This window comes from Saccharothrix sp. CB00851, assembly GCF_001905065.1.
Classification (GTDB): Bacteria; Actinomycetota; Actinomycetes; order Mycobacteriales; family Pseudonocardiaceae; genus Actinosynnema.
The window spans coordinates 71,781-85,470 of the sequence record NZ_LWLC01000010.1; the positions used below are offsets into that span (position 1 = coordinate 71,781).

The window sequence follows — 13,690 nt, forward strand, 5'->3', positions numbered from 1 at the left end:
GTTTGGGCCGTCACCGAAGGGATACACCACCCGGGTGAGCACACCGGAACCGGACCCCGTGACCGCGGCCGACCAGGAGCGGGAACCGGACTTCGCCGACGAGCACTCGCGGCCGACGTTCGCCGACGAGCAGGCCGAATCCGACCACACCACACCGGACGAGTCGACACCGGGGGACGCCGGCGGGATGGACCCCGGCTAACCGAGGGTGTCCAGGTTCTCCTGCACGCGCCGCGCCTCGGCGTGACGTCCCTGCTGCCGGTACAGGTCGAGGGCTTCCCGCCAGGTCGTGCGAGCCTCGTCGGCTTGGCCGAGCGCGGCCTGCGGGTGGCCGAGGCGTTCGAGGGTTTCGGCGGCGGACGTGGTGTTGCCGAGGATGCGGCGCAGGGCGACGGCCTGCCGGTAGTGCTCGACGGCGAGCTGGTGGTGACCGGTCCGGTGGTCGATGTAGCCGAGGCTGTCGAGGACGTCCGCCTCACCGCTGCGGCCGTGGTGGCGCCGGTGCAGGGCGAGGGCGGCGTGGCAGTGCGCGCGGGCCGTGTCGTAGTCGCCGAGGCGGGCGGCGCACCACCCGACCGCGTTGAGCCCGCGGGCTTCCCACACCGGTTGGTCGAACTCGCGGTAGAGGTCGAGCGTGCGCTGCGCGTGCTCCAACGCCTGCCGGTCGTCGCAGCGTTGGAGCCACGCCCACATGAGCTCGTGGTGGCTGTGCGCCTGTTGGGTCAGGTCGTGGTGGTGCTCGGCTTGGGCGAGGGCGCGGTGCAGGTGCTCGGTCGCCTGCTCGAACCGCCCGAGCCGGGTGTGCACGCGGCCCAGCCGCCGGTGGGCCAGCATGCGGGGGACCGGGTCGGGCAGGTGCTCGGCCGCCCGCAACGCCGTGCGCCAGACGACCAGCTGGTCCTGGAGGTGGCCTCGCCGCTGGTGGAAGTTGGTCAACGACCACGCCAACCGCCACACCACGTCGTGCCGGTCGCGGGAGGCGGCGGCCTGCTGCACGGCGAGCACGTGCGGGTGCTGGGCGTCCAGCCACGCCATGGCGGCCGATTCGTCGGGCAGGGGGTGGGGCTGGGCGCCTGGTGTGGGCGGGTCGAGGTGGATCGGCTGGGCGTGGGGGTCCAGGAGCCGTTCGGCGGTGCAGGCGGTGTGCAGGTAGTGGTCCACGAGCCGGTCCGCCGCTTCCCGCCGCACGTCGTCGGGCAGGTCGCGTTCGGCGGTGGTGGCGGCGTAGGTGCGGATCAGGTCGTGCATGCGCCAGCGGCCCGCGGTGTCCTGCGTGACCAGGGAGGCTCGTTCCAACGCGCGCAGCACGGCCTGGGCGCGCGCGGGGGAGAGACCGGTGAGCCCGGCGGCGGCGGGCAGCCCGATGTCGGGGCCGGGCGCGCTGCCCAGCAGGGCGAACGCGGTGGCCTGCTCGGGCGTGAGGGCGCGGTGGGACCACGACAGCACGGTGGGCAGGCTGGCCGTGGGGTCGCCGTCGTCCAGCGCGTCGAGGCCGAGGTCGCGCAGTTCGGCGACCAGCGCGGCGGTCGGCAGGTGGGGTCGGGTGTCGGCGTGGCCCGCGACGATGTTCAACGCCAGCGGGAACCCGCCGCAGAACCGGATCAGCTCCCGCACCGACGCCGGGTCGGCCTCGACCCGCCGCGGGCCGAGCCGGTCGGTGAGCAGCGCGCGTGCCTCGGCGTCGGACAGCACGTCGAGTGACACGTGCTGCGCGCCGTGGCCCGTGACCAGGCCGGACAGCCGGTTGCGGCTCGTCACGACGACCGTGCTGAACCGGCCGCCGGGCAGCAGCGGCAGCACCTGGGCGGTGTCGAGGGCGTTGTCCAGCACCAGCAGCACCCGCTGGTCGGCGACCAGGCTGCGGAACAGCGCCGCCTGCGCGTGCAGGTCCACCGGGATGCGGTCGGCCGGGACGCCCAGCGTGTGGAGGAAGCCGCGCAGCGCCACCGCCGGGTCCATCGGGGCGCTGTCGGGGCTGAACCCCCGCAGGTCCACGAACAGCTGCCCGTCGGGGAACTCGTCGGCGTGCCGGTGCGCCCAGTGCAAGGCCAGGGACGTCTTGCCGATGCCTCCCGCGCCGACGATCGCCCAGACGGCGGTCGGGCCCGCGTCCAAGCGGTCCAGCTCGTCGCGGCGGCCGACAAACGACGGTGGCGCGGCGGGCAGTTGGCGCGGCACGACCACCGGCGCCACCACCGGTTCCGCAGTCGTGCTCGCGGGTGCCGAGAGGGCGGTGTCGGCGGCGAGGATCCGCTGGTGCAGCTCTTGCAGCGCGGCGCCGGGCTCCGTGCCCAGTTCGTCCACCAAGTGTCGGCGGACCTGCCGGTAGTGCGCCAGCGCGTCGGCGGTGCGGCCGGAGCGGTGCAGCGCCAGCACGTACTGGCCCGCCAGCCGTTCGTCGAGGGGCCACTCGACGACCCGGGAGGCGAGGTCGGGCACCAGGTCCTCGCCGTGACCCAGCCGCAGCTGCGCGTCCACGAGATCGTGCTCCGCGTCCAGGCGCTCCTGGTGCAGCCGCACCCGTTCGGCCGCCGCCCACCCGCCGCCGAGCCCGGTCAACGCCTCACCGCGCCACAGGCCCAACGCCTCCCGCAGCAGCGCCGCCACCTGGCCGTCGTCACCGGCGCACGTGCGCGCCCGCGCCCGTCGATCGCGGAACCGGTGCAGGTCGATCGCCGCAGGGTCGACTTCCAGCGCGTAACCGCCGGGTCGGCGCGCGATGTCCCCGGCACCGGCGTCGGCCAGCACGTGGCGCAACCGGGACAGGTAGCTCACCAGCGTCGCGCGGGCCCGCGACGGCGGCGCCTCGTGCCAGACCCGCTCGATCAGCCGCTCCACCGACACCACGCGCCCGACGTCCACCGCCAGCGCCGCCAGCACGCGGCGCTGCCGATCCGGCCCCAGGTCGAGCGTGCGGTCGCCCACCGCGACGGCCACGTCCCCCAACAAGCGGAAGTCCGCCAACGAGCCCCCTCGAATCACCCCAGCCCCACCGGCTGCATACCACTCCGACCGGCCGTTCTGGGCGTTACGCGGTCAGTTCACACGTTCGGGGCACACCGTCGCGGCCGCGTCCGCCGGCCCGCGGGTGTGCCGGTCGGGCGGAGTGGGCATTCGGACGGGCGTTACCCCCGATTCCGAGGAGGCCTTGGTGTCCCCAAGCCGACTGTTCCGATTACTGGCGCTGACCGCCGTCCTGCTCCTCGCCCCGACCGCGCTCGCCGCGGCCACCCCCGCCCCGACCTACGAACTCCAGTACCACCCCGGTGGCACGGCTCCCGAGTACGGGCCGAACTCCTTCGTGATCACCGTGGGCGACTGCCCGCCGATCCGGTACGTCGACTACAAGTGGGGCTCGCACCACGGCAAGATCTCCGCGCCGTGCGGCGAGACGACGATTTCCTCCCTCGCGCCGCTGGGCGTCACCGAACACCCCCTGCAGTGGCGGAGCTGCTCGGTGACTCAGTGGCGCTACCCGCCGCGCCTGCACACGGTCTGCGGTGACTACCACTACGGCGTCGTGCTCACCGACTGATCGCGTGCCCACCCGGTGGACCGGGGACGTCGCGGTCCACCGGGATCAGGGTGTTCCCGGCGCGGGCGCGTGATCGGCCCGCGACGCGGCCAGGCGGCGGTGGTGGAAGCGGGCGATGGCGGCGATCCCGGTCAGCGACACGACGGCGCTCGCCACCAGGACCGCGACCGTGCCGCGGCCCGCGCCCTGGGTCTCGTCCAGCAACACCATGCCGATCCACGCGGCGACGATCGGGTTCACCACGGTCTGGCCGGCGACCACGAGGTCCGCCGGACCGCTCGCGTACCCCAGCTGGATCAGCGACGCGCCGACCAGGAAAGCCAGCGCCAGCCCGACGAACGACACCCACGGCACCCGCGGCAGCGCGGTCGCCACGTCCCGCACCAGCACCGCGACCAGCCCGTACGCTGCACCCGCGCCGGCGGCGAGCGCGAGGGCACGCGCCGTCCCGCTGCGCAGCGCACCGACCAGCACGAACGCGCACACCACCCCGGCGACGACCTGACCCGCCCGCAGCGCCACCGCCGGCGGCACGTCCGTCGTCACCGCGGACCGCGCGGCGATCGCGACGAACGTGCCCACACCGCACGTCGCCGCCATCACGGCCAGGGCGAACCCGCGCGTCACCTGGCGGACCCCGATCGCCGCGATGATCGGCAACGACAGCACGGCCAGCGGCGCCACGACCGTCACCGGGGCCAGCGCCAGGGCCAGGACCTGCAGCACCGCGGCGACGAACAGCACCGAGAACCCGAGCAACCACTTCCGGCTGCGGGCCAGTCGGGTGAACCCGCGCACGGTGAGGTCGCCGACGTCCCGGACGCCGGCGTACTGCAGCGCCGCGCCCACCGCGCTCAGCACCGCGGCCGTCAGCCCGCACAGGATCGCGATCCCCATTTGCCCAGAGTAGGTGCCGTCCGGCGCCGCGTGCGGTGGTCGTTGCCCACGAACGGTCGCTGTTCAGCGCGTTCCGGTGCCGTTACCGTCGCGGTTCACGCCAGGAGGGGAGCGGACCATGACCCGTGCCGCTGTCGTGCGTCGAGCGGGTGCGGCCGTGCTGGCGGCCGGTCTCGCGTTCACCCCGGCCGGACCCGTGTCCGGGGAACCGGCGGTGCCCGAGGTCGGCCTGGAGCGGCTGGACCGGGGTGCCGCGGCCCGTCCGCACGCGGTCACCGGCTGGTACGTCGACGCCGGTGCGCTGGTGGTGTCGGTGCGCGGTTCCGCCGCCGGTGTCACCGAGTGGGCGCGCGGGCTCGGCGCGGGACCGGTCACCGTCGAGCACGTCGCCGAAGCACCCCGCCCGGTCTGGGACCTCGTGTCCGGCCAGCCGATCACCAGCGGCGGCACGCGGTGCACGTTGGGCTTCAACGCCCGCTCCGGCACCAACCGCTTCGTGCTGTCGGCGGGCCACTGCGTCCGGGCGGGCACCGAGTGGCACGGCGTCGGCGGCTACCTCGGCCCGGCGGTCGGTTCGTCGTTCCCCGCCAACGACTACGGGCTGATCCGCGTGGCGTCGACCGCCGCGACGTCCACGGCGCTGGTCGACCGGTACAGCAGCGGCTCCGACGTCACCGTCACCGGCGCCGCGACCCCGCCGGTCGGCTCGTCGGTCTGCTACTCCAGCCCGGTCTCGGGGTGGCGGTGCGGCAGCGTCACCGGGATCAACCACACGGTGTGCTACCCGCAGGGCTGCGTCAGCCAGCTCGTCCGCGTGAACGCGTGCCCGGAGCCCGGTGCGTCCGGCGCACCCGTGGTGACCAACCCGGGTTCGGGCACGACGGTCCGCGCGGTCGGTCTGGTCTCGGGCGGCTCCGGCAGCTGCACGTCCGGCGGCACGACGTGGGTCCAACCGATCGCCGAGCCGTTGTCCGCGTACGGGTTGACCCTCGTCACCGGTTGATCGCGTCCGGCCGCGGGGCGGGTCCACTGGTCAACTGTCAAGAACCACCCACGATCATCGGTGCCGCCCGGGAACGGTGTGCCCTAGCGTCCGCCACGGTCGTGCCGACGCTCACCGCCCGGGGGGCGGCGACCGTGGCGTGTACCTGTCCACCGACGGCGGTGGCGGGTGGCGGCGCGTGCTCGACGTCCCGAACGAGTTCACCGGCGCGGTCGACGTGCAGATCGACCCGACCGACCCCCGACTCGTGTACGCCGTGCTGTGGGACCACCGGCGCACCCCGGTCAAGCGGACGTACGGCGGCGAGGGCTCCGGCGTCCACCGGTCGGTCGACAACGGCGTGACGTGGACGCCGATCAGCCCCGACCTGACCGGCGGACCGGGCCAGGACACCTACCCGTACGGCACGATCACCACGGTCGCCGCCGCGCCGTCGGACCCGCGCACGATCTGGGTCGGCACCGACGACGGCCGGGTGTGGCTCACCCGCGACCTGGGCGCCACCTGGGCGAAGGTGCTCGACGGCCAACCGTGGGTGACCCGGATCGCGGTGTCCGACCGCGATCCCGCCACCGCGTACGTGACGCTGTCCGGCTACCGGTCCGGCTCCACCCAGCCGCACGTGCTGGCCACCCGCTCGGCCGGCGCCCGGTGGACCGACATCTCCGGCAACCTCCCGTCCGCTCCGGTCTACGACGTCGTGCTCGAGCGTGCGGGCGCGCTGTACGTGGCCACCGACCAGGGCGTGTTCGTCGGCAACGCGGCCGTGGCCGGGCACTGGCTGCGCCTGGGCCACGGCCTGCCCCGGGTCGCGGTGGACGACATCGAGTACGACGCCCGCCACCACCGGCTCGTCGCGGCGACGTTCGGCCGAGGGCTCTACGAGACGACCGTGCCGTGAGCCGGTTCCTCACCGCCGGCGCCGAACGCCACCCCGCCTGGTGAGCCGGACCCGCCGGTCACGCGGACCGGCGGGTCCCGACCATGATGTCAAGGGCTGGTGCAGGACACCTCGCTCGGCGGGTTGGCGTTGGGACCGTTGGCCACGTAGCCGAACGTGGTCGACGCGGCGCTGCCCAGGGAACCGTTGTACGGCGCGTTCTTCACCGACACGGCACCGCTGGTCCCGGTGTTCACACCGCCCCACAGGTTGCCGACGGTGTGGCCGGATGCGAGCGTCAGCCGGACCGTCCAGCCGTTGAGCGAGGTGGTGGAGTCGTTGGCCACCTTCACCTCGGCCTGGTAGCCGCCGCCCCACGAGTTGACCACGCGGTGGGTCGCGGTGCACGCGGCTCCACCGGGCTGGGTCGTGGTCGTCGTTGTGGTGCTGGTGGTGGTCGTGGTGGGTTCGTCGATGCTGCCGGGGACGGACAGCAGCGCGTTGTACCAGGCGGTGGCCATCTTGCTGTAGCCGGTGGCGTTGGGGTGCACGCCGTCGGCGAGGTCGGCGGTGGTCAGCGCGCGGTACATGTCGACCAGGTGCACCTTCTTGCCCGCGTTCACCTTGCTCTGCACCATCGGCGGGATGGTGGCGTTGAACGACCGGACCGTCGCGTCGGAGAACGAGAGCGGGGTGATCGTCGCGACGAAGAGGTCCGCGTTCGGTGCCAGCGTGGTGATGCGGTCGACCAGGGCGGAGAGGCGCTGCGGCGCGCCGGCGGGGTCGCTGCCGTAGATGTCGTTCGTGCCGATGTGCAGCAGGATGGTGCGCGGCGTGTAGGTGCGCAGCCAGTTGGTGACGTTGCTGTCGATCTGGGCGATGGTCCAGCCCGAGTGGCCTTCGTGGTCGCGGTCGCCGAGACCGCTCGGACCGTTCGTCATCGAGCCGACGAAGTCGACCGTCCGGCCGCTCGCGACGAGCTTCTGCCACAGGTCGACGCGGTAGCCTCCGGGAACGTTGAAGCCGTCGGTGATCGAGTCGCCGAGGGGCATGACCTTCACGCCGCTGTCGGCCTGGGCGGTGCCGACGGCGAGCACCGCGGCGGCGACCAGGGTCAGCGCCGCGATCACGCCGGCGAGCGGGTGGATTCGTTTCATGGACCGGACCTCCGGGAACGGTGAACGCGGTGGCGGTGTCTGAAACGTTCCGGAGTGTCCGCCGGCACGATTCCCGATGGCAAGGCAATCGAGACGCTCCGGGAGTTCGTCGCTTTCCGCCGGTCGGGGCCGTTCGCCGGGGGCCGGGAAACATCGGCCGGCACGTCGTCGCGCCCTGTGGACAGGCCCGGTGAACTGCGCGATCCAGGCCTGAAGCCGCCGGGAGGCCGAGGTGGCGGCAGCGGTCACGCCGAACGCGTCGACTGCGCTGATCGGCCTATTCGAGTCGTCCCGGTCGACGCCCGGAAAATCGACGTCTCGTTTCGGGTTTTTCCGCTGAATGGCTGAAGCTCGATCGTCGAGTTCGCCTGTCGCCCGGACGGCCGATGGTGCGGCTCCGCGCCCGTGCCAGCATGAAATGGCTGCCTTTCCGCCGCGTTGATCAGTCTGATGGGGGTCATGGGTGCTGGCCGTTCAAGTGCTCGGTCCCCTCCAAGCCTGGCGTGACGGCACCGCGCTGGCGTTCGGACCGGCCGGCCGCAAGGCAGTGTTCGGGCTGCTCACCCTCGCCGACGGCAAGCCGGTGAGCCGCGCCGAGCTCGTGCAGGCGCTGTGGGGCGAACGTCCGCCGCCCAGCGCGACCAACGTCATCCACACCCACGTCAAGCACCTCCGGCAGGTGCTCGAACCCGGCCGGGGTGCCCGCACGCCGAGCACGACCCTGCCCACCGTCGGCGACGGGTACGCGCTGAACCTGTCCCGCGACGGGGTGGACGTGGCGCGGTTCCGCTCGTTGGTGTCCCGTGCGGATTCCGTCCTTCCCGGGCAACCACGGCAGGCCGCCGAGCTGTTGGGCCGGGCGCTGTCGCTGTGGCACGGACCGCCGCTGGCCGACGTGCCGGTGCTGGGCGACCACCCCGCCGTGGTCACGTTGGCGGCCGCGCAGAGGGCGGCGCTGGCCCGGTACGCCGAGGTGATGATCGCGACCGGGGCGGCGCGCGACGTGCTGCCCGCGCTCGTCGCGGACGCCGCCGACCACGAGCTGGACGAGGCGGCGCACGCGCTGCTCATCCGGGCGTACACGGCGACCGGTCAGCGGGACCGGGCGTTCGGGGCCTTCGACGTGGTGCGCCGCCGCCTCACCGAGGAACTCGGCGTCGGACCCGGCCCGGAACTGACCGCCGCGTACCTCGACGCGCTCGAAGAAGCACCGCAACGCCCGGCCACGTCGGTGAACCAGTTGCCCGGTGACGTGTACGCGTTCACCGGCCGTGCGGCGGAACTCGCCGACCTCGCCGAATTCTCCCCACTCCCCAAACTTCCCGAGACCGGCCGCACCGGGGTGCCGATCGTCGTCGTGTGCGGCACAGCGGGTGTCGGCAAGACCGCGCTCGCGCTGCACTGGGCGCACCGGGTCCGGCCGGACTACCCGGACGGTCAGCTGTACGTGGACCTGCGCGGCTACGACGCGCGGTTGCCGGTGTCGGCGAACGACGCGCTGGGTCGCCTGCTCGACGGCCTCGGCGTCACCGGCGCGGACGTGCCCCACGACCTGGATCGCCGAGCCGCGCGGTACCGGGCCGAGCTCGCCGACCGGCGGGTGCTGATCGTGCTCGACAACGCCTCGACGGTCGACCAGGTGCGGCCGCTGCTGCCCGGCACGTCCGGCTGCCTGGTCCTGGTCACCAGCCGCAACAGCCTGGCGGGCCTGGTCGCGCTGCACGGCGCGCACCGGCTCGACGTGGACCTGTTGCCCGCGCCGGACGCGGTGGCGTTGCTGGGCGCGCTGATCGGCGAACGGGTGCGCCGGGAACCCGAAGCGGCGGCGGAACTGGCCGCCCGGTGCGGTCGGCTGCCGCTGGCGTTGCGGGTCGCCGCCGAGCTGGCCGCGTCCCGGCCGGGCAGCACGTTGGCCGAGCTGACCGGCGAACTGGCCGACCGTCGGCGCCGACTGCGCGTGCTCGACGTCGGCGACGACGCCCGTGCGGCGGTGCGGACCGTCTTCTCCTGGTCGTACCGGCAGCTGCCGCCGCGGGACGCGAAGGCGTTCCGGCGGTTGGGCCGGCACCCCGGACCGGACGTGACGCCGTTCGCGCTCGCCGCCCTCGTCGGGACCGACACCGACGAGTCGCGTCAGGCGCTGGAGGTGTTGGCGCGCAACCACCTCGTGCAGCCGACGTCCGGCGGTCGGTTCGTCGTGCACGACCTGCTGCGCGCCTACGCCGAGGAGCTGGGGGGCGAGCACGACCCGGCACCGGAGCGGTCCGCCGCCGTCGACCGGCTGCTCGCGCACCACCTGGCCACCGCGTCGGCCGCGATGGACCTGCTGTACCCGGCCGACCGCCCTTACCGGCCGCCGGTGGACGTCGCCTTGACGCCGCCGTTCACCACCGCCGACCACGCCCGCGCCTGGCTCAACGCCGAACGGCCCACGCTGGTCGCCCTGTGCCGCTTCGCCGAGCGGGACGGCCGACCGGGCTACGCCGTCGACCTGGCCGGCACCCTGTACCGGTACCTGGAAGGCGGCCACTACGCGGACGCGTCGACCATCCACGGGTCCGCGTTGCGCGCCGCCCGGCGGGCCGGTGACGAGACCATGCTGGCCGCGGCGCTGACCAACCTCGGCGCGTTGCGCCGGCTGCTGGGCGACTACGACCAGGCGGCCCGGCACCTGCGCGAGGCGATCGAGCTGCACCGGCGGACCGGTGACCACTACGGCGCGGCACGGGCGCTGTCGAACCTCGGCATCGTGGCCGAACGGCAGGGCGACCACGACGCGGCGGCGGCGCGCCAGCGGGAGGCGTTGGCCGTGCACCGGCGGTTGGGCAACGAGTACGGGCAGGCGGCGGTGCTGCTCAACCTGGGCAACGCCTACAACCGCCCGGGTCACCACCACCGTGCCGCCGAGCACCTGGAACGCGCGCTGGAGCTGTTCTGCCGCCTTGACGACGCCGTCGGCCAGGCCAGCGCGTTGGCCAACCTCGGTGACGTGTGCGGCAGCCTGCGCCGCTTCCCGGACGCGGCACGGCACCTCGCCCGGGCGCGGGAGTTGTTCCAGCGGCTCAACCACAGCTACGGCGTGGCGGTGACGTTGAGCAACCTGGGCAACGTGCACCGCCGGCTCGGCGACTGGTCGCAGGCGCACCACTGCTACACGTCGGCGTTGCCGGTGTTCCGGGACATCGGCCACCGGTACGGGGAGGCGAGCGCGCTCAACGGTCTCGCCGAGACGTTGCGGGCTCTGGGCCGGTTCGGTGAGGCCCGTGCCGCGCACGCCGACGCGCTGCGGATCGCCACCGAGACGGGAGACCAGGACGAGCGGGACCGGGCGAAGACCGGGCTGGCCGTCGTGCTCGAACAGGCCTGACCGGGGTCGTGCTCGGCTGTCCACAGTGGTCGTTCCCGCTTCCGGTGATTCCTCGACCCGGAACGGCGGTGGCGAGCGGGCCGGACTGACTGCCCGTGACCCACCGGACCCCGGCGCCACACCACGACAAGGTGACCGAACACCGCGGTGGCGCCTTTCGGCGACCACGGGCCGTGCGGTGCGGAAGATCGGCCAAGGACACCCGCACGGGTGGTTTCGGCCCGGGTGCGGAATGGGCCGTGCTGCACTGGACGCCGTGCCGGGACGCGTTCGGGCACAACGGTGGTCCCGATCCTGGGAGTGATCTCACATGACTGTCCACAAGCCCGTGTCGCACGTCGACGCCCCCGACGTCGAGATGATCGGCGTCGTCCCGCCCGTGGGTCTGGAAGAGCTGACGGAGGGGTACGGGCTGACCGAGTTGGGCGCGTGCGGCGGAACCTGCCTGTGTGACGACTGCGACGGAACCTGCCTGTGTGACGACTGCGACGGAGGCACCGACAGCGGCAGCGCGATCGCCTGACCGGAGGCCGGAGTCCCGCCGAGCTGACGCCGCGCGGTGGTGCGGATGCCGCCGCATCGGTGTCGGAGCTGGAGGAACCGTTGCGGAACAACGCGATCCCCGCGCGAAGCGGCGGCCACGGTCCACGCGTCCGCGAGGAGGGCTACGGGCCGCCCGAGACGGAACCACATGGCTGAGCCCACCCGCGACTGGGTCGCCGCGCACGTCTTCCACCGCGGCGACCAGGACCTGCTCGTCACCCGCGCGATGGGCCCGGTGTGCGAGGAGCTGTGCCGCACCGGGCGGGTCCGCGGCTGGTTCTTCCTCCGCTACTGGGAGGGCGGGCCGCACGTGCGGCTGCGGCTGCTCGCCAGGGCGCACCCGGGCGAGATCCGGGCGACGGTGAAACGGGCGTGCGCGCGGCACCTGGCCGACCACCCGTCGCCACCCGACGACTGGTCGCAGCGCGAGTACGAGGCCGTCGCCCGCCGCCGCGCCGAAGCCGAGCGGCTGGCCGGGTGGGACCGGCGGCTGCGGCCGGTCGACACGGTGGAGTTCACCGCCTACGAGCCCGAGCGACACGCCTACGGTGACGGCCGGGCGCTGCGGGCCGTCGAACGGCACTTCACCGACTCCAGCCGCATCGCCGTGGGCCTGCTGGCCGCACCGCCCGACCGGCGTGCCGGCGCTGCGCTGGCCATGCTGACGCTCGCCGTCGCGGTGTGCGAACCCGACCTGGCCCGGGCCGCCGCCCGGTTCGCCGCGGCGCGCGCCCGGCAGCCGTCCGCACCGCGCCCGGACCGCCGCGACGACCTGCTCGACCAGACCCGCCGACTCTGGGACCGGGTGTCCTCCGACCCTTCCGACCCCTCCGGCCTCACGCCGACCGACCCCCTCACCGCGTGGTGGCTGTCGATCCGCACCCTGCACGCCACGTTGACCGGTTTGCGGGCGCGCGGCGACTTCGCACCGGTGGACTCGCGGTCACCGTTCGCGGGCCTGGCACGGGCGCTGCGTCCCGAAGACCCGGTGGTCCCGTACGTGGTGCTGCGCTGCGCGCACCTGCTCGGCAACCGGCTCGGCCTCGCGTCGGCCACCGAGGCGCGCCTGGCCTCCCTCACCGCCCGAACGCTGTCCGAACTGCACGACGAGGTGGCTCCGCTGTGACCGTCGAGACCGAAGGCCCCGACCGGGCCACCGACCCGACCTGGCACTGCCTGCACGTCTACTACTACGAGCCGGACAAGGACCGGCTGATCCTCGACGCCGTCCGCCCCGCCTTCCAGCAGGTGCGCTCCCGAGTGGCCGGGCTCTACCTCGCCCGGCACTGGCGCCGGGGTCCCCACCTGCGCCTGTTCGCCAAGGCCGACCGGGAGACGTGGGCACGCCTGGTCCGGCCCCGCATCACCGCCGTCGTCGGTGACTACCTGGCGGCGCACCCGTCCACGGCCGAACCGGACCTGGAGCACGACCTCGCCCAGCACCGCGTGCTGGCCCGGCGCGAGCGGGAGCACGGGCCGCTCACCCCGTGGTTGCCCGACAACTCCATCCACGAGCAGCCCTACGACACCCGGTCGCACGTGATCCGCAGCGCGGAGACCGGCGAGCTGATGGCGTCGCTGGCCTCCGACGGCACGCACCTGCTGTTCCGGATGCTCGACCGGACCCGGGTGGGCACCGACGCCAAGGACCTGATCGCGCTGGAGCTGATGCTGGCCACGACGGTGGCCGCGTGCCCGCCCGTCACGGCGGGCTTCGCGTCCTACCGCTCCCACGCCGAGGGCTTCCTGTTCTCGTGCGGCGACCCGGACGCCGTGCGTGCCGCGTTCGACGCGCACTACGACGCGCACCGCGAGGCCTTCGTCGCCCGGACGCGGGCCGTGCTCACCGGCCTGGACGGCGGCGCGCCCACCACGCCCTACGCCCGCCGCTGGGCGGCGGTGTGCCGGGACCACGGCCGTCGCGTCGACCCGCTGGTCGAGCGGGGCCTGGTCTTCCCGCCGCTGCCCGCCGAACCGCCCGCGACCCCGCCGCACGCACCGGTGCACGCGCTGGTGTTCGGCGACCGCGCCTACCGGGAGACCGTCTTCCGCGACCCGGCGTTCCTGCGCCACCGGTTCCTGCTCAACTGCACCTACCTCCAGATCGGCCGGCTCGGCCTGACCCCGTTCCAGCGCTTCCGCACCTGCCACGCGGCGGCGAACGCGGTCGAAGAGGTCCACGGTCTCGCGGCCGTCGACGTGATCCGGACCTCCGCGGAATTCCACCCGAACGTGGCAACCTGACCGCTTCGCCGGCTGCCCGCCACCGACCCACCACCGGTCCGGAAGACTGTTCGCATCAACAGGA

General features: G+C 73.8%; 12 protein-coding genes. 9 read left to right on the forward strand and 3 right to left on the reverse strand.

Annotated elements, in window-relative coordinates; all coding sequences use genetic code 11:
* Positions 1 to 34 precede the first annotated feature (34 nt).
* Positions 35 to 202 (forward strand): hypothetical protein, encoded by a 168-nt coding sequence (locus A6A25_RS44680; RefSeq protein WP_198932665.1) that lies wholly within the window; start codon positions 35 to 37, stop codon positions 200 to 202.
* Here the strand turns inward: A6A25_RS44680 and A6A25_RS11370 are convergent.
* Positions 199 to 2,964, reverse strand: a complete 2,766-nt coding sequence (locus A6A25_RS11370) for an AfsR/SARP family transcriptional regulator (protein ID WP_073888290.1) — start codon at positions 2,962 to 2,964, stop codon at positions 199 to 201. The genes A6A25_RS44680 and A6A25_RS11370 overlap by 4 nt on opposite strands.
* A gap of 187 nt (positions 2,965 to 3,151) precedes the next feature.
* On the opposite strand from A6A25_RS11370, the gene A6A25_RS11375 reads away from it, so the two are divergent.
* Entirely contained in the window at positions 3,152 to 3,535 is a 384-nt protein-coding gene (locus tag A6A25_RS11375) for a hypothetical protein (RefSeq protein ID WP_073888292.1), read from the forward strand.
* 45 nt (positions 3,536 to 3,580) lie between these two features.
* On the opposite strand, the gene A6A25_RS11380 is transcribed toward A6A25_RS11375, so the two are convergent.
* Positions 3,581 to 4,432, reverse strand: coding sequence for a hypothetical protein (locus tag A6A25_RS11380; protein WP_073888295.1), 852 nt, complete (start codon positions 4,430 to 4,432; stop codon positions 3,581 to 3,583).
* Positions 4,433 to 4,550: 118 nt separating this feature from the next.
* Here A6A25_RS11380 and A6A25_RS11385 point away from each other — a divergent pair, with 118 nt between their 5' ends.
* Together A6A25_RS11385 and A6A25_RS11390 are read left to right on the forward strand one after the other, a co-directional pair.
* A complete protein-coding gene (locus A6A25_RS11385; RefSeq protein WP_143193090.1) occupies positions 4,551 to 5,435 on the forward strand; it encodes a S1 family peptidase in 885 nt (294 codons plus the stop codon).
* Positions 5,436 to 5,574: 139 nt separating this feature from the next.
* Positions 5,575 to 6,336: a WD40/YVTN/BNR-like repeat-containing protein gene (locus A6A25_RS11390; protein ID WP_198932666.1), complete on the forward strand. Its 762-nt coding sequence runs from the start codon at positions 5,575 to 5,577 to the stop codon at positions 6,334 to 6,336.
* 89 nt (positions 6,337 to 6,425) lie between these two features.
* Here A6A25_RS11390 and A6A25_RS11395 read toward each other — a convergent pair whose 3' ends face one another.
* Positions 6,426 to 7,472: a GDSL-type esterase/lipase family protein gene (locus A6A25_RS11395; RefSeq protein ID WP_073888307.1), complete on the reverse strand. Its 1,047-nt coding sequence runs from the start codon at positions 7,470 to 7,472 to the stop codon at positions 6,426 to 6,428.
* 54 nt (positions 7,473 to 7,526) lie between these two features.
* Between A6A25_RS11395 and A6A25_RS42880 the strand changes: the two genes are divergently transcribed.
* The 5 genes from A6A25_RS42880 (at position 7,527) to A6A25_RS11415 (ending at position 13,626) form a co-directional block, all read left to right on the forward strand.
* Entirely contained in the window at positions 7,527 to 7,820 is a 294-nt protein-coding gene (locus tag A6A25_RS42880; protein ID WP_143193091.1) for a hypothetical protein, read from the forward strand.
* A 115-nt stretch (positions 7,821 to 7,935) separates the two neighbouring features.
* Positions 7,936 to 10,839 carry an AfsR/SARP family transcriptional regulator gene (locus A6A25_RS11400; RefSeq protein WP_073888308.1) on the forward strand — a complete coding sequence of 968 codons (2,904 nt, stop codon included), beginning with the start codon at positions 7,936 to 7,938 and terminating at the stop codon, positions 10,837 to 10,839.
* A gap of 328 nt (positions 10,840 to 11,167) precedes the next feature.
* Positions 11,168 to 11,362: a hypothetical protein gene (locus A6A25_RS11405; protein ID WP_143193092.1), complete on the forward strand. Its 195-nt coding sequence runs from the start codon at positions 11,168 to 11,170 to the stop codon at positions 11,360 to 11,362.
* Positions 11,363 to 11,530: 168 nt separating this feature from the next.
* A complete protein-coding gene (locus A6A25_RS11410) occupies positions 11,531 to 12,508 on the forward strand; it encodes a lantibiotic dehydratase C-terminal domain-containing protein (protein ID WP_073888310.1) in 978 nt (325 codons plus the stop codon).
* Positions 12,505 to 13,626, forward strand: a complete 1,122-nt coding sequence (locus A6A25_RS11415) for a thiopeptide maturation pyridine synthase (protein ID WP_073888311.1) — start codon at positions 12,505 to 12,507, stop codon at positions 13,624 to 13,626. Before A6A25_RS11410 ends, A6A25_RS11415 begins: the two co-directional genes overlap by 4 nt.
* Positions 13,627 to 13,690 lie beyond the last annotated feature (64 nt).